The organism is Geminocystis sp. GBBB08 (genome assembly GCF_016743215.1).
GTDB lineage: Bacteria > Cyanobacteriota > Cyanobacteriia > Cyanobacteriales > Cyanobacteriaceae > Geminocystis.
Genome location: NZ_VRZC01000075.1, coordinates 1 through 17229, shown reverse-complemented (window position 1 = coordinate 17229; position 17229 = coordinate 1). Strand labels below are relative to the sequence as shown.

General features: G+C 31.7%; 14 protein-coding genes. 5 read left to right on the top strand and 9 right to left on the bottom strand.

All coding sequences use genetic code 11. The features are described 5' to 3' along the window. Positions 1-34: 34 nt before the first annotated feature. A complete protein-coding gene (locus FWJ34_RS11120) occupies positions 35-1285 on the bottom strand; it encodes a SufS family cysteine desulfurase (protein WP_308255389.1) in 1251 nt (416 codons plus the stop codon). Positions 1286-1330: 45 nt separating this feature from the next. After that, positions 1331-2236: a phosphatidate cytidylyltransferase gene (locus tag FWJ34_RS11115; RefSeq protein ID WP_308255388.1), complete on the bottom strand. Its 906-nt coding sequence runs from the start codon at positions 2234-2236 to the stop codon at positions 1331-1333. 157 nt (positions 2237-2393) lie between these two features. Between FWJ34_RS11115 and FWJ34_RS11110 the strand changes: the two genes are divergently transcribed. Both FWJ34_RS11110 and FWJ34_RS11105 read left to right on the top strand, forming a co-directional pair. Continuing rightward, positions 2394-4223, top strand: coding sequence for a DNA phosphorothioation-associated putative methyltransferase (locus FWJ34_RS11110; protein WP_308255387.1), 1830 nt, complete (start codon positions 2394-2396; stop codon positions 4221-4223). Between the two features lie 309 nt (positions 4224-4532). Further along, positions 4533-5537 (top strand): glucokinase, encoded by a 1005-nt coding sequence (locus FWJ34_RS11105; RefSeq protein WP_308255386.1) that lies wholly within the window; start codon positions 4533-4535, stop codon positions 5535-5537. A 126-nt stretch (positions 5538-5663) separates the two neighbouring features. Here FWJ34_RS11105 and FWJ34_RS11100 read toward each other — a convergent pair whose 3' ends face one another. The 3 genes from FWJ34_RS11100 to FWJ34_RS11090 all read right to left on the bottom strand — a co-directional run bounded on the left by FWJ34_RS11100 (position 5664) and on the right by FWJ34_RS11090 (position 9047). Beyond that, a complete protein-coding gene (locus FWJ34_RS11100; protein ID WP_308255385.1) occupies positions 5664-6845 on the bottom strand; it encodes an FAD-dependent monooxygenase in 1182 nt (393 codons plus the stop codon). Between the two features lie 319 nt (positions 6846-7164). Beyond that, positions 7165-8151, bottom strand: a complete 987-nt coding sequence (locus FWJ34_RS11095) for a methyltransferase domain-containing protein (protein ID WP_308255384.1) — start codon at positions 8149-8151, stop codon at positions 7165-7167. A 62-nt stretch (positions 8152-8213) separates the two neighbouring features. Further along, positions 8214-9047, bottom strand: a complete 834-nt coding sequence (locus FWJ34_RS11090) for a carbohydrate ABC transporter permease (protein ID WP_308255383.1) — start codon at positions 9045-9047, stop codon at positions 8214-8216. Between the two features lie 209 nt (positions 9048-9256). Here FWJ34_RS11090 and FWJ34_RS11085 point away from each other — a divergent pair, with 209 nt between their 5' ends. Continuing rightward, the gene (locus tag FWJ34_RS11085; protein ID WP_308255382.1) at positions 9257-9961 is read left to right on the top strand and encodes a DivIVA domain-containing protein; all 705 of its coding nucleotides are present in this window, start codon (positions 9257-9259) and stop codon (positions 9959-9961) included. A gap of 49 nt (positions 9962-10010) precedes the next feature. Here FWJ34_RS11085 and FWJ34_RS11080 read toward each other — a convergent pair whose 3' ends face one another. The 3 genes from FWJ34_RS11080 to FWJ34_RS11070 form a co-directional block, all read right to left on the bottom strand. Next, complete coding sequence (locus tag FWJ34_RS11080) at positions 10011-11153, bottom strand: beta-ketoacyl-ACP synthase (RefSeq protein ID WP_308255381.1); 1143 nt, start codon at positions 11151-11153, stop codon at positions 10011-10013. A 92-nt stretch (positions 11154-11245) separates the two neighbouring features. After that, the gene (locus tag FWJ34_RS11075; protein ID WP_396231860.1) at positions 11246-12049 is read right to left on the bottom strand and encodes a peptidylprolyl isomerase; all 804 of its coding nucleotides are present in this window, start codon (positions 12047-12049) and stop codon (positions 11246-11248) included. Positions 12050-12171: 122 nt separating this feature from the next. Beyond that, the gene (locus FWJ34_RS11070; protein WP_308255379.1) at positions 12172-12723 is read right to left on the bottom strand and encodes a photosystem I assembly protein Ycf4; all 552 of its coding nucleotides are present in this window, start codon (positions 12721-12723) and stop codon (positions 12172-12174) included. Positions 12724-12986: 263 nt separating this feature from the next. Between FWJ34_RS11070 and FWJ34_RS11065 the strand changes: the two genes are divergently transcribed. Together FWJ34_RS11065 and FWJ34_RS11060 are read left to right on the top strand one after the other, a co-directional pair. Further along, positions 12987-13589, top strand: coding sequence for a GNAT family N-acetyltransferase (locus tag FWJ34_RS11065; RefSeq protein WP_308255378.1), 603 nt, complete (start codon positions 12987-12989; stop codon positions 13587-13589). Between the two features lie 2 nt (positions 13590-13591). Continuing rightward, the gene (locus FWJ34_RS11060; protein WP_308255377.1) at positions 13592-14041 is read left to right on the top strand and encodes a hypothetical protein; all 450 of its coding nucleotides are present in this window, start codon (positions 13592-13594) and stop codon (positions 14039-14041) included. 405 nt (positions 14042-14446) lie between these two features. On the opposite strand, the gene FWJ34_RS11055 is transcribed toward FWJ34_RS11060, so the two are convergent. Next, positions 14447-17229 (bottom strand): type ISP restriction/modification enzyme (locus FWJ34_RS11055; protein WP_308255376.1); only part of this gene is annotated, 2783 nt, incomplete at its 5' end.

The following is a 17229-nucleotide window of genomic DNA, read 5'->3' as shown; positions in this document are numbered from 1 at the left end:
ATAGTAAGTTGTTTATATGTCATGGTAACTCCATTTATTGAAAAAAGGCGATCGTCTCTTTAAGAGTGAGAATAAAAGTATCAATTTCGGCAAAAGTATTGTAAAAATATAAACTAGCCCTAGCACTACCAGAAATATTTAAGTAACGGTGTAAAGGTTGAGTACAATGATGACCAGAGCGAATCGCTATACCTTCATTATCTAAAAGTGTCGCTAAATCACTGCTATGAATGCCTTTAACGTTAAATGCGGCTAAAGCTGCCCTTCCTTTTCCTTCTGGGGGGGGTTGATTTCCATAAATAGTTAAGTCGGGTATCTCATTTAACTGTTTAAATAAATATGCCGTCAATTCTTCTTCGTAATGATGAATATTATCTATGCCTATTTTACTCAAATAATCTATTGCTGCCCCTAATGCGATCGCTTCCCCGATAGCTGGTGTACCCGCTTCAAATTTATGAGGTAATTCACCACAAGTAAAATGATCTAAATATACATCTGCAATCATTTCACCACCGCCGAGGAAAGGAGGCATAACAGTTAATAATTCTTCTTTACCGTATAAAAAGCCGATGCCTGTTGTCGCACACATTTTATGTCCTGAACCTACAAGCCAATCACAATTCATCTGTTGAACATCCACAGGTAAATGAGGTAAACTCTGACAAGCATCAATTAAAACTTTTGCACCGTATTGATGAGCTAAATTGATGATATTTTCCACAGGATTGATACAGCCTAAAGTATTGGAAACATGAACAACTGACACTAATTTAGTTTTATCAGATAATAATGATTGATACTGAGTAAAATCAAATTCCTGAGTTGGGGTTAACTCCACATATTTAATTACTGCACCTGTTTTTCCGGCGATAATTTGCCAAGGAACAATATTACTATGATGTTCCATGACTGTAAGAATAATCTCGTCACCAGTTTTAAGAGTATTTAAACCCCAAGTATAGGCAACAATGTTAATAGCTTCACTGGCATTTCGAGCATAAACAATTTCATTGCGACTTTTAGCATTAATAAACTTTGCTACCTTATCCCTAGCACCTTCATAGGCATCCGTTGCCCTTGCACTAAGAGTATGAGCACCTCGATGAACATTAGCATTATCATACTCATAGTAATGACGTAAAGTATCAATTACTGTCTTTGGTTTTTGAGAAGTTGCCGCATTATCAAAATAGATTAAAGGTTTATCGTGAATTTTTTGGTTAAGAATGGGAAAATCTTGTCTAACTTCATCAGCGATGGTTTTAATTTGAGTAAGAGTCATAATCAATAATAAATAATATTGCTAAAATTTTTAACTTTAACTTTTTTAATTTGATGAGAAGGAAAGCAAGGGTAAGAAAAGAGTGATGAAATAATAGACTAAGGGAGCAGTAAAAACATAACTATCAGTACGATCTAATATACCACCATGACCCGGTATTAATTCTCCCGAATCCTTTACTCCTGCATCTCGCTTCATCATTGATTCTAATAAATCACCGAATAAACTGACAATACCGATCAGTAAACCTAGTAATAATCCTGTAACTTGCCAGTATGTCCAGTCTAAAAACCACGCTCCCCACAATCCCACTAGCATACTTCCTGCTATTCCAAATAATGATCCTTCTACAGTTTTTTTTGGGCTTATATCTGAGAGTTTTGTTTTACCAAAATTTTTGCCAATTAAATATGCACCAATATCCGCCGCCCAGATACAAGCCATAGCGATAAATGTAATTTTTAGTGCATCAGGAAAACTGTATAAATCGAGAATATTCTTAGGAAAATAACCTTCTAAGGGTAAATTGTGAATATTCGGAATACTTTGGGCATAAGCCGTATCTTGCCCTAAACTTACTCTCAAACGTATCCAATAACTAGGTAAATATCCCGCATAAAATAACCCTAAAATCGAGGTAGATATGTCAGCTATAGTCGCCAATTTTGGTAAAAACAATAGATAAAAGCAAATTAATGCACCAGCTAAAGCAAAAGTCGCATCGGTTAAACTGGGAATAAATGTGGCGGTGATTAATAAAAATTGTGACACTACCATTGTCGTCTTAGTAGCAGGTTCGATTCCTTTAGCTTTGACGAGACGGAAATACTCAACTTGTGCTAGAAACACAATTACCCCAAAGCTGATAGTAAAATAAAAACCACCTAAGATAATTAAAATTAACGCTAAGGCGATGGCAACTATCGTGCTAATGGTTCGAGTATAAAGCATATTTAAACAATGGACAAATATTTGGAACTAATCTTCTATTTTATCTTAAAATTTAGAATAAGTAAAATGATTAATATTTGAAATTTTCGTATTAATGAAAAACTAGATCAAACAATGTTAAAGTTATCAAAAGAAAAATAATTTTCTAATACTGTATATGATTAATAACTTTGAGCAAATCATTAATATTGCCCGTAAAAGTATTATCGGAAAACATCTTCCTAATAATCTTTATGTGCATATTTATGCTCTTATTTATTTAGATAACATTTTACAAGAATATGAAAAAGAAGCCCGAAAATTAGTTAATAATATTGATAATTTTACCCTAGTTAAATTTAACCTCGAAGAACCAAAAATATCTTATCTTTATTATCCTGATTTTGACAACAATCCTCATCCTCCTTTGAATAAAAGAATTCTTGTTAATTTAGTTGATAACACCAGTAAAATAATTAATTATATAAGTACTAATAATACGACGATTTTACATAAAAAAGAAACTTTTGTTCATCCTGATTATCCTTTTTTCGATAAGTTTAAATATTTAACTAATATCGAAGAAAAATTAGGCTTGTTAGATAATAGTCGTTATATCGGTACACAAAAAGAATGGCAACAATTATTAACAGATCATTCTTTAATTTTTATTAATCATAATTTAGCTTGTTCTATTAATAATAATCCCCAAGAATTTATTAAAATTGATCGTCACAAAGCCGCAATTCATCGAAATAGACTTTCTCGCCCTGTTAACTTAGCATTAGAAGCTGGTTTATTTTCTGAAAAAACTACTTTTTTTGACTATGGTTGTGGCCATGGTTTAGATGTAAAAATAATTGCTGAAAAAGGGTATCAAAGTAGCGGTTGGGATCTTTTTTATCAACCAAATAATCCCTTAAAAAATGCCGATATTGTCAATTTAGGTTACATCATTAATGTCATTGAAAATGTCGCGGAAAGACGAGAAGCATTAATCAAAGCATGGGCTTTAACTCAACAAGTTTTAATTGTATCAGCACAGGTATTAATTGACGATCGCCAAAGAGGTTTTATGGTTTATGGTGATGGTATAGTAACAGAAAGAAATACTTTTCAAAAATATTATGATCAAGAAGAGTTAAAAACTTATATTGAAAATGTCTTAAATCAAGAAGCAATTCCAGCAGGATTAGGAATTTATTTTATATTTAGAGATAATGAAAAAGCAAATAATTTTCGAGCATCTCGTTTTCATTCTAAAGTAAAAGCTCCTCGAATTTTATTACCTGTCAAAAAATTTGATGATTATCAAACATTATTAACCCCTTTGATGGATTTTTATACCGAGAGAGGAAGATTACCTCAAAAAGGCGAATTATATCAAGAAGCAGAAATTAAAGCCGAATTTCGCTCTTTTAAACAAGCATTTAAGGTTATTTTACAGGTAACAAATGAAGCTGAATGGGATCAAATAGCTGATCAACGTCGTCAAGATATATTATTATATTTAGCCTTAAGTCGTTTTGGAAATAGACCAAGTATTCGTCAATTATCTCCTGTCTTAAAAGCTGATATAAAAGACTTATTTGGTAACTATCAAGCCGCTTGTTTTTTAGCAGATGAAATGTTAATTACCCTTAGAAATTTAGACATAATTAAACAAATTTGTCAAGAGTTAAAAGTAGGAAAAGTATTTGAAAAAAGTTATTTAGTACATCTGGATATGTTAGATTCTTTACCAACTTTACTCCGTTTATATGAAGGGTGTGCCAGTCGTACTATTGGGAGAATGGAGGGGGCAAATTTAATCAGATTTTACTTTAATATTCCTCGCATTAGTTATTTAGATGTGCCAGATTTTGCTAAGAAAAAAGAGCCTGTTTTACGCACAACTATGACTATTGATTTACAAGATTTAAGAGTACAATATCGCAATTTTGCCCATGATCAAAACCCTCCTATTATTAAAGATAAACATTTATTAATTTTTTCACAAAATAGTTAACAATTAAAATTCTTCAGTAGATATTATGCTTAATTTTTATTAAACAATTGATAGTATATTTAATCGTCAAAATTTATACAATTCAAAAAATCAAAAAACATAATTTAATATTTGATATTTCCCACTCTTCCCTCTTCCCTTTTCCCTTTTGTTAACTAATTTAGCATACTAATTCATCAAGAGCCATAATTAATGAATAATAAATATGAAAATCAATTAAAATAATAGGGTGAACAAAGCACACATTTTTTAATTTATTAATTTAAAAACTTTTTTAAAGTATTATTAGCAACCAAAAATTAGATTATTATGAAAATTATTATTGGTGATATTGGCGGTACAAAAACTCTATTAAGTTTATTAGAAGTAAGCAACAATAAAGATTATAAAGTCTTAAAACAAACAAGATATTCTAGTCTTATTTATGATAGTTTTGAGTCAATAGTTAAAGAATTTTTAAGAGAAGATTATGCAGATCAAGGTTGTTTTGCCATTGCCGGTCCAGTTATTAATAATAGTTGTAATTTAACAAACTTAAATTGGTATTTAGAAGGAGAAAAATTAGGTAAAGAATTAGCCATAAAAAGAGTAACTTTATTAAATGATTTTGCAGCCGTTAGTTATGGAATTTTAACGTTAAAAGAAGAAGACTTAGAAACGTTACAAATAGGACAAAAAAATAGTAACTCAACTATAGGAGTAGTTGGTGCTGGTACAGGATTAGGAGAAAGTTTTTTAGTCAATCATGATGGTAAATATCAAGTTATTTCTACAGAAGGAGGCCATACAGATTTTAGTGCTAGAAATGAATTAGAATGGCAGTTATTAAATTATTTAAAAGCTAAAAATAAATGGGATAGAGTCTCAGTAGAAAGAATAGTTTCAGGGCAAGGAATTGTTGCTATTTATCAATTTTTAAGAGATATAAATTTTGCGAAGGAATCCCCTGAAATTAGTCAACAAATTAAACAATGGGAATCAGGAGACAACTCCATCGATGCCGGTGCAATAATTGGCTTATCAGCCATGAAAAAAGATGATATTTTAACCAGTAAAACTATCTCAATTTTTATCGAAACCTATGCCTCTGAAATTGGTAACTTTGCTTTAAAAATTCTGCCCTACGGTGGTATTTATATTGCTGGGGGCATTGCTGAAAAAATAATTGACTTATTAGAGGAGAATAATTTTAGAGAGACTTTTTTAGCCAAGGGAAGAATGAAAAATTTATTAGAAAAAATGCCTTTATATATTGTCAAAAATCCAGAAATAGGATTAAAAGGTTGTATTTATTATTTATTAAATGAATTATAAGCTATTATCCAAACTTGATAAGTACCCATGCAAAATTAATTGTATAAACACAATAATACAAAGCAAGGGGTTTAAACCCATTGTCACCATAGCTTTGAGAAAAATAAAATGCAGTATTAATGTTACTCACCCACTTATAAGATAGTCGTAAATCCAAGCAGTTTTGAGATTTAGCAAATTACTATTGACAGAGGAAATTAAACTTAATCCTAAATCTCTTACTATGGCTTTGATTCCTGTAGCATGAAAAATTTTACCGTTATTTTTTGATACCTGTTGTACTTTTGCTGTGCGTTGCAGACGAAGTTGTTGATATTGAGCGAAGGCTTTTTCTGTCTCTTTTTCCTTCACCATACATTCAGCTAAAATATATGCGTCTTCTATTGCCATAGCTGCACCTTGGGCTTGAAATGGAAGCATCGGATGGGCGGCATCTCCCAATAAGGTAACATTTTTTTGTGACCAATAGGGTAACGGTTCATGAACAAATAATCCCCATTTATAGCAAGGTTCATCATTCCCTACCATATCCTTTAAAATTTGGTTTAAAAGTGAAGATTTATGAGTAAAATTATCTGCTATTTCTCGTTTATCCGCTAAAATTGTCCAACTTTGTTCATGCCAATTTTGATCTTTTACCACTAAAACTAAATTAAGCCAAGATTTTGTCTGTTTTTGATTGCCATTGGCATAAGCTACCACATGATGATTTTCTCCCATCCAAACTGTTGCTTTACCTAATAATGATTGATAGTCCTCTTTAAAAGGTAAAATTACTCTATAGGCAGCATAACCTGAATATTGAGCTTCATTATAGGGAAATTGCCATCGCTTAATGATAGAATGAACTCCATCTGCACCAACTAAGGCATTTGTTATCAAAAGATTTTGATCACGAAATTTTAAATATACTTGGTTATCTTTTTGGGTGTAAGATTCTAAAGACCGAGAAAAATGAATTTTACTTTGATCTTCTAAGGAATTAAATAATAATTTATGTAAATCAGCCCTACGACATTGATAATAAGGTACATCACTATTTAAGATCCATTCTGCTAAAATGCCATCAGAATTAAAAGAACGTAATTGAAAACCAAAACAACGATGAGATATATCTTCTAAGGATTTTTCGATACCTAACTTTCGCAATACTCTTACTACATTAGGGCTTAATTGAAGTCCATATCCTAACGCCTCAAAGGAATTAGCTTGTTCATATAATTGAAAATCAATACCCTTTTGTTCTAAAGCAAGGGCAAGGGTTAAGCCACCAATACCACCACCTACGATCGCAATTTTAGCTGACATTCTTTTATTTGATAAACCAATTTAATCTTTTTTCTTTTACTAATATTTGGAAAAACAAGGGATAAACCTTCGACTACGAGCTAAAAGTGTAATTGTCAATCAATTTTGCCATTACGTCAGTTCGATGTCAAAAACCTTTAAAAATAAGGGTTTAAGAGTCTTGACGAAAATTTACCCACCTCAAAGAATTAAATTTAGTAAATAATTGTCAAAAATCAATTTTAATAATGTTTAAGTGAATTCTCTCTTAGTCTTCTAATCTTCTAGTCTATGGTAGTCTCACCTTCACCGACAATTTTATGTCCAACTCAGGTTGCCATTAGGCGTTAACAACTTCAGAGATATAAGCTACTTTTGAGGATGGCACAGATTTAGATTTTACCGCCCGGAACATCCCAAAACGACATAAACCACTACCAAAACCAATACGCATTAATAACATAGTCGGTACTTCTCGCAAAGATTTTATCAACCCGGAAAAACCAAAACGAATTAAAGCTTCAGGTCTTATTATACCCTGCCAAATAGATTCTAACCAAGAGGGTAACGTTTCTTCTGTCCAATCGGCCGTAACAACTTCTCCCTCTACTAATCCCGTTTCGGCAATTTGTTCAGAAAAACCTTCTATACTAGAAAATGAAGGATGAGACCATTGATCTAGTAATTGACGCATTACAACTTTTTCCCAAGTATTTAAAGGGATTTGGCGATCGTCTCTTTGATTCCAGTCAGCGACAACTAAAATACCACCGGGTTTTAAAACACGCATCATTTCTTGAGCATACTTAGCTTTATCTGGCATATGAGGTCCAGCTTCAATCGACCATACCACATCAAAACTATTGTCAGGAAAAGATAAATTTAAAGCATTATCGACTTGAAATTTAGCAGGAACATCAGCAGGAGTTAATTCTGTATCCCGTTGTACCTGTTTTGGACTAATAGTTATTCCCGTTGCTTCAAAACCATAATCTTTAGCCAAAATCCGAGTACTTCCGCCAATACCGCAACCTACATCTAACACAGTGGTACCACGAGGTAATTGATTTAAACCGCCCCATTTAACCATTTCATGAACAAAGTCAGCTTTTGCCCCTAAAAAGTCTTTTTGTCTCGGAGGTTTGCCATAATGACCTAAATGAATATGCTCACCCCAATAAAACTCTAAAATACCATCATCTGTCCATTCATCATAAGAATTAGCTACCGTTTCTGTAGATTCAAAACTACGAGGAGTCGCTAAATAAATCACAATACCCACGATTAAGAATATTACTAAGACACCCAAAAAGTTATATAAAGACATTAATATAAACCTTAATATTTATTTACAATTTATTTTTCATAATATCATTTTTAGTTCAGTAATTATCCTTTTAAACCACTACTGGCATCACTGGGAATAATATATTTTTGTAGTATTAAAAATAATAATAAAACAGGAGCGATGGAAATAACCGAACCAGCGGCAATAAAACGCCAATTCAAGTCTAAAGAACTAGCTAAACCTGCAACTCCTAGGGGTAGTGTATAATACTCAGGGCGATCAAGGATGATTAGAGGCCATAAAAAATCACTCCATGCACCGATAAACACAAAAATAGCTAAAGTAATAGTAGCAGGACGTACAGCAGGTAACATGATATGCCACCAAATGCCAATTTCACTACAACCATCTATACGAGAGGCTTCTTCTAATTCTTTAGGCACACCTTGAAAAGCTTGTCGTAATAAAAAAATCCCAAAAGCTGAGGCTAAATTAGGTAAGATTATCCCTAAATAATTGTTTCTTAATCCAAATTGAACCGCAAAAATATATAAAGGAATCATGACTATTTGAAAAGGGATCATTATAGTTGCTATTACTAAAGCAAAAATCAGATCTTTTCCTTGAAAATTAAGTCTAGCTAAAGGATAAGCTGCTAAGGAACAAAATAGTAAATTGAAAATAACAGTTAATACGGCAGTGATACTGCTATTAAGTAAATAACGTCCAAAAGGATAGTTTTTCCAGACGAGAACAAAGTTTTCAACTGTAAATTGTTGAGGAATAAATTGAGGTGGAAAGGTAAAAATATCTTCCCCAGCAGATTTAAAAGAAGTACTTAATAACCATAATAACGGAAATAGCATTAATATAGCGATGACGGTTAAAAGTAAATAAATTAAAAGTATTTTCAAGAAGGTTTTTTTTGTTGTCATATAATAAAAATAATTATCCTGCCAAGAATAGACACAGATTTCAAATTATCTTGATGATCTAATATCCACAAGAAAGTCTAATATTAAGATCTTGAGTTTATCTTAAAAATCTCATTATTGATTTTTTTGAAGGAAAGCAAAATCTAGGTAATATATTTTAATTATTAACTTTTAATTTATTATATTAAAGCAATAAAGGAAATTTTCAAATGACAATGATCAATAATTTAGTCACTCAATCACCCCTTGTTAATATGGCTTCTTCCCCAGAAAAACCACCTAAAATTGAAGAAATGGCAGTTAATATGCCTAAAGAAATAGATGTATTAGAAGATTTAATCCTTAATGGTACTCATGTCCCTTTTATGGGTAAAATTTTGATCGATGAAAATATATTGATGAGTCAGCTAGATTTAATTAGGCTGAATATTCCTGATTGTTTACAACAAGCCGATCAAATATTAAAACAAAGAGAACAAATTATTTCTGAAGCACAAAACTACGCTCAAAAAGTAGTCGAAAATGCCCAAAGAAGAGCCGCTCAACTATTAGATGAATCTCGTATAGTTCAACTAGCTGAAAATCAAGCCAGTCAAATTAGAAGACAAGTGCAACAAGACTGTGAAAATTTACAAAGAAAAACAATTTCTGAAGTTGAACAAATTAGACAAAAAATTCAACAAGAAGTTATTAAAACTCGGCAGGAAGCCATTTTTGAAGCTGAGGAGATTCAAAACGAAGCCGATGGTTATGCTGATTCCGTTTTATCTAGGTTAGAGAAAGATCTTAGTGATATGTTAAGAATTGTAATCAACGGTCGTAAACAATTCAATCATCAACCAGCACAACAATTACAACAAGTTCCTCCTGCACCTCGTCAGCAGGATATGGTTATTACCAAAAAAGCATCGTAATTAACAATTATTATTAACAATTAACAATTAACAATTAACAATTAATAATTTATTTTCCCATAGCTAAAATAATATTTTGTCCTCCAAATCCAAAGCTAAAACAAAGCATTTTATTTAAAGAATAGTTACTTGATTTTTGACAAAAATTGAGGTCAAAATTTAACGGTGATGAGCTAATATTTGGTAATAATATTTGTTTTTTTAAAGACATTAAACTTAAAGCTGTAGCCATAGCACCTGAAGCTCCTAATGTATGACCGGTCGCTCCCTTCGTAGAACTTATCTTGGGAGCATGACAAAATAATTCATTAATAATTTTAGCTTCTCTTTGATCATTAAGAATTGTACCAGTACCATGAGCGTGAATATAATCTATCTCTTTTGGCTGTAAGCCCCCACGATATAAACATTTTCTAATTGTTTTCATGGCAGTTTTTCCCCCCATTTCAGGGGATGTCATAGTGTCAGCATCGCAACTCATACCCCATGAGAGAATCTCACCATAAATTTTAGCATCACGACTTCTAGCTAATTCTTCCGTTTCCAATATTAACATTGCACCACCTTCTCCTAATACAAATCCGTCTCTTATTGTGGCAAAAGGATAACATCCTTGATAACTTAATGCTTTCATTTGAGTAAATCCAGCGATGGTTAAGGGCGTTATCGGCGTTTCTACTGCGCCAACGATGACTCTTTCACACTTTTGTTGTTTAATTAATTCATAACCTTTGGCGATCGCCACTAATCCAGTAGCACAGGCATTAGCTGGAGAAAAAACAGAAGCAGAAGTTTGCAGATAATTAGCGGTAATAATAGCGGGTTGATGGGGCAAAGTTTGTAACCAATCAGGAGAAAAAAGGGAAATTGTCTCTATCTTTTGTGAAGATAACAAAGATAAAAAAACTTCCCATTGACTTTGACAGCCACGACTTGAACCGATAACCACTGCGGTATCATTTAAAGGAGGAAAAATATTCCCATCTAAACAAACCTCTTCAATTAATTGAGTAGTCAAATTGGAAACAGAAGAAGGTAAAGAATTAATTAATCCTAATGGTAAAGGAGGGAAAAAATCAAAGGGCTGACTAAATTTTATGCCAGAAATTCCCTCAATAATTCCTCTCCAAGTAGCATTTTTATCCCCTAAACAGCTAATTAAACTAATACCAGTAACAACTACTTTAACCATCAAAAACAATATAGGAATTAGGAATTAGGAATTAGGAATTAGGAATTAGGAATTATGTATTTACCATTGCCTATTGCCCCGTGCATCGTTGCCTATTTCCCTTCTTTCAGATTTTCTGCACCACTAACAATCTCTGCCGTCTGAATGCGATCGCCTTGTTTAATTTTAGATACTACATCCATCCCTTCAGTAACTTTACCAAAAACAGCATAATTACCATCGAGGAAATGTAAATCAGCTAAAGTAAAGTAAAATTGAGAAGAAGCCGAATCAGGAGCTTGAGATCTAGCCATGGCGATTACACCATAATCATGTTTCAATTGTGGCGGTTGGTCAATAGTTTGACTATAAACAATGTCAGGAGGCACTACATCTTTTTTAGTTTCATCATAATCAGGACGAATTTCTAAAGGAATATAACGTTGAGTTTTAGTAATAGGATCATTGTAACCACCAGTGCCTAAATTAGCTACTGGAAAACTAGGATTTTTACTTTGAGGATCTCCACCTTGTACTACAAAAGGAGTGGGTTCTTTAACGACACGGTGAAACACTACACCGTTATAAATTCCTTTTTTGACTAAATCGACAAAATTACCCGCAGTAATAGGGGCGTTATCACCATCAACCTCAATGGTAATAGATTCACCATTTACTTTCATCACTACTGTAGCTTTGCCTTCTAATCTAGGTAAATTCATTGTATTTTGAGTATTTTGAGTATTTTGAGTATTTTGAGTATTTGTGGGAGGTTTTTCAGGTTTGACAGTTTCTTCAGTAGCACTAGGTTTTTTTTCGGTTGTCGTATTTGCCTCTAATTGCTGACATCCAGATAAACTAATCGTTGTTACCAGAAACAAAATCAAAAAAACACTAAGATGACGGAAAATTTTCATCACTGTCTTAAATAGGTGTAATTAATGAATAAGGTAGGAGTTAAACAATTTTCAACCCTTACAAAGTAATGAATAATAATGTAAAACAGGCCTCTTGCCTGTAAACTCTAATTCTTCATTATTTAAAGCCCTTCTAAAGGCACAGTTAAGAAACGGGCTAATTCTGCCCCTTGATTTTCTAATTTAGCAAGAGAAATTGGTTCACCTACTGGAGTTAAAGGAATATCTCTTTTCGGTTTTACTCTTAAATATAAAGTTCTTTTGGGATTTAAACCCTCTTTAATTTCTGCCCTAATAGCCTGAATATCATCTAAATTATAAACCAATTCAATGCGACGATTTTTACCGAGAAATCCAAAACGAAAAATAGTAACATTACCTTTTTCTTTATTAAATTCGTTATAACCACCACCAACATTAAGGAAAACCATTAACCATAAATATAAAGCTAATAAAGTACCGGCAACACCATAAAAAGTCAAAGCAATACCTTGAGGTACAAATGGAAGTGAAGAAGTATCACTAACTTGAAGAAAATTAGTGTGAAAATAACTAGATAAACCAGCCAGTAAAAAGCCTATACCCCCAATGGTAACTATCACTGCCCACCATAAATTACTAAAACGTCTTGATCCTGTAATATTTTGTCTTAAAATAAAGTTATTTGTTTCCATTATTTATAAAATTGTTTTTTTTATCTCAACAAAATTAAATTTTAACGAAAAATCTGACTAATAAGCTCAGGTAAAGATAAATTGACTCTTCAGAATTTAAAATGTCAGGAATAAAAAATCCTTGCTAAGATAAGTGTAAATAATTAAACTGCATTTAAACTATAGCTAATCTAAGTAAATTTTGCCACCTGATAAAGTGCATAAATAATTTAGTACTGCTATGTATATATTTATTTTCCTTATTCATTGATCCCTAATTATTCGTGCAATCATCATTCTTTGATTTTCAAAATTTTTTGCCTTCAATTTCTTCTATTGAAAAAACATCCAGTACATTGGTTCGCTATGCCAATTTAAGTGATGTGAATGAAATTGGTGATGTTTTAACTTTTAGCTTTAATCATTTCAATGATTTTACCCTGTGGATTTATCCCTTGATAAAATTAAGTGTGTGTGAAGATTTGCGTAATCGGATTAAAAACCCCAATTCCGAACATTTTTGTCTGGTAGCAGTCAGTACTATTGTAAATAAAAACGATAACTCTCCAAGAATCATTGGTACAGTAGAATTATCTTTTCGTACAGAATATGGTTGGAAAGGAAAAAGAAAATATCCTTATATCGCTAATCTAGCAGTTAGCAAAAATTATCGCCGTCAAGGTATCGGTAGTCAACTGTTATCTAAATGTGAAATGATAGCTCAAAATCAAGGATTTAATGAGGTTTATCTTCATGTTTTAGCAAGTAATAAAAGCGGACAACAATTATATTTGCAAAACGGTTATACTATTCGTCAAGTGGAAACTGATTTATATAGTTTATTCGTACCTAGTAAGCGTCGTTTACTTTTAGCTAAATCGATTTGATTATGACTATTGCCTCTGATTTAACGGAATATGACATCAATGATTTTTTGAAACAGAAAAATTTATTAGTGATTAATCCAAAAAAGAAAAATGGCTTAATTTTAATTAAAACTTATTATGCAGAATTTGCAGGGCCTGGGGCAATTGTAGGAGGATGTTTTGATCAAGATTTACGAGAAGTTATACCAGTAGGTAAATTATCTTTAATTCCACCTTTAAATCCATCAGAAAGACAACGGGCTTATTTAATTAGAAGACAATGGGTAAGACTAATCAAACAAATCACCGATAACCCGATACCTCGTGAAAGAGCGCAAGTAATTCTTAATCAATTTGAGCATTGGTTTGATGCAAAAACTGCAAATCAAGTGCCTGATGAAATATTTGCCTTAATTGTGGGTGTTTTACCTGAAACCATCATCAGAGCCAGAGATTTAGTTAATCGACTCTAACAGCTAACATTTTATTTAGATCTTACCTGAGTTCGACATAAAATTGTCAGGGAAGGTGAGACTGCCATAGACTAGACTAACGGACTAGAGGACTAGGAGAGAATTCATTTAAACATTATTAAAATTGATTTTTGACAATTATTTACTAAATTTAATTCTTTGAGGTGAGTAAAATTTCGTCAAGACTCTTAAACCCTTATTTTTAAAAGTTTTTGACATCGAACTAACGTTAAGTTAGACATGAATCCAATGGAATTGCTTACTATAGCAGCAATAAACGGATTAGTTAAGACATTCTCAAAATCTATAATTGTTATTCCGAGATAACGACAGGAATCTCAAAACGTCTTAATCAACTCGTTATCTGCTATACCTCTCAAGGAAATTTAATAGATTAGACTTTCATTAATTCATTTGATTAATGATTATCATTGTTTCAACACTAACAGTAATTATTTTTTTCAATAACTCAATTACTTCCTCTTTATAATCAGCAAATTTATAATTATCAAACTTTTTTGCGATGGTTTTATCTTTAGGTTTTTTTTCTTTATATTGATCTAAAATCCACTCAATTGCACTACGATTTCCTAATTCATATTCCCATGCTAAGGTTGGAATTTTTGTTAAAGTTGTTACCTCATCAATGATAATTTTATGGTTAACTTTATCAGCTTTTAACTTAACTTTGATTTCAGGCAAGGCGCTTAAGCCTCTAGTTACAGATACATCAATTCTCTTTAAATTATAAGGTTTAATAGTCTCATAATTTAAGTGTAAATCCATCAATTGTTTACCCCAATTTGCCCACCGCCAAAAGTCATCATAAAAAGGTATTCTCGGAAATTCATGCTTTAAATTTAACTCATATTTTTTTCGATATTTAGGGTTATGTAAAACTCCATAAACGTAATGAAAAATATCTTCTTTTTCAATATTATTAATCTTATTCTCCTCTCCCGTCAAACAAGCATCCTGCCTGTTACTTCCAGACAGACTAGAAGCCCGTTTCACGTTATAATAACATTCTCTAAATTTCTCTAATGCCCAATCGGTTATATTCTCTAACCTCTCTCCTTTTTCATATCTATATAATGGCAAACATTGAGAATCTCCGGTAAAATGTAAATCGATTAATATATTGCTTCCTAAACAGTGAAAAGATTTTGTTGCCCCTAATGTTAAAAGTGCTATATATTTATTATCTAAATTATCTTGATTATAAATATTAAACCATTGATAAGTTCTACCGTTAAAATGTTTATCAAAGTAAAGATATTGACGATAAAAAGGACGATAATTACTTTTAATAATTTGTTGACTGTTAAACTCTTTTTCTATTTCTCTTTTTGCATAGCTAGTTAATTCTGCATCCCATTTTATTTTATCCTTGTCTTGATAGTTACTATCTTTTAAAGTAGCTTGATAAGTATTTATTAAAAATTTAACTTTTGCTTCTAAATTCTCTTTACTAATGTCATAAACCCATTTATCTCTCTGAGTAGTAACACCTCGTGAAAATAATTGAAAAATTGCCTCCTCAGAAACTTTATTTTCTAACTCTCCTGTTTCGTTATTTTTTACCGCTTTAGTTTTTCCAGCTTTCACATCCTTATCAATCAAAGGAATTAAATCATCAAAGTCATTATCTGTTTGATTAATCCAATTATGTTTTTTATCAGGTACAATAAGATTAAACTTAATCTTAGATAATTTATTCTTTGTCAGAAAATCTAACTTATCTTTTCCACTATTTTCATTTAATTTATAATAGTAAGTTTGACAATTTTTTTTATCCTTTTCAGGGTTTTTAACAAAAAAAGTAATAACAACACCTACCATTATATTGAAAACATTGCCTGTCTTATCTCCAGCTCGAATATTTCCCCCTAAATCAATAATATAAATATAGTCAAATTCCTCCTCTAAACATTTTCTTAAACCATCAAAAGCCCTTCCATCAATAAAAGAAGAATTAGAAATAAAAGCGATAATTCCTTCTTCATTTAATCTATCCGTTGCCCAACGAATAAAACGGGTGTACATATCATAAACCACGATTTGATTTTGTGCCGTGCCCTCTTTAATATAACTATCTTTAATTCTTTTATCTATAGTTTCATACTTACGATTAGCATTATTATCATTAAAGTTTTCTTGTTTAGCATTGTAGGGTGGATTCCCAATAATTACCGAGATTTTTTTCTCATTTTGTCTTTTAATTCTGTCGGTATTTTCCTCATTCATAGAGAATAAATTCATCTGTTTTTCTCCCTTATCTGTAGGGTGTAAAGTATCCACTAAACAGATATTATTAAATTCTAAATATTCTCCTGTTTTTTGTTGATAAGTATATTCTATATTGAGGTTAGCTATATAATAAGGCAAAATTGACATCTCGTTACAGTGAATCTCATTTTGATACTTATATTCAACATTTCTTGTTAATAAATAGTCTAATATTTCTGTTATAAATGTACCAGTACCAGTACAAGGATCTAATATTTCTACTCCTTTATCTCCTAGAGACAATGGGCTTAAGCCCCTTGTAAAATGTTTATTTAGTAAATAATCGGTACTTTGTACCATGAATTTAACTATCTCATTAGGGGTATAAACTATACCTAACCTATCGGCCTCTTTTGGATTATAGGCTTTATAAAAGTTCTCATAAACTACTTTTAAAAATTTCTGTTTTTCTTGATGATTAACGATACTAGAAGCGGTGCGAATAATGGCATTATAATAACTTTGAATCGTCTTAAAAGTGTTCTTTTTAACATTACCAGTAAAGAAAGTTTTGATGACTTCATTTAATTGTTTCGCGATGTTATTTTCTAGGTGAAATTGAGCATCACTAAAAATATTAGTAAAAATATCTTCTGTTAAAATATGCTGAACAATCATCTCTCTAATATCAGCTATTTTGATGTCAGGATTAATGGATTCTTGGCATACTTTTAAGAATTTATCTCTTGCCTCAATAAATTTTTGATTAGGTTTATCCCCTCCAGAGTTGGTAACAATGGGTTTCCCAGAGTTGGTAACAATGGGCTTAAGCCCCTTGCCTGAAGTATCTGAGTTTAGGGTATCTTGAGAATCAATTAAATTTCTGAGGGTATCTAAAATAGTGGGTAAATCTTGACTAAAAGTATTAATTGCTTGACGAAAATCTTTTATTTCAGGCC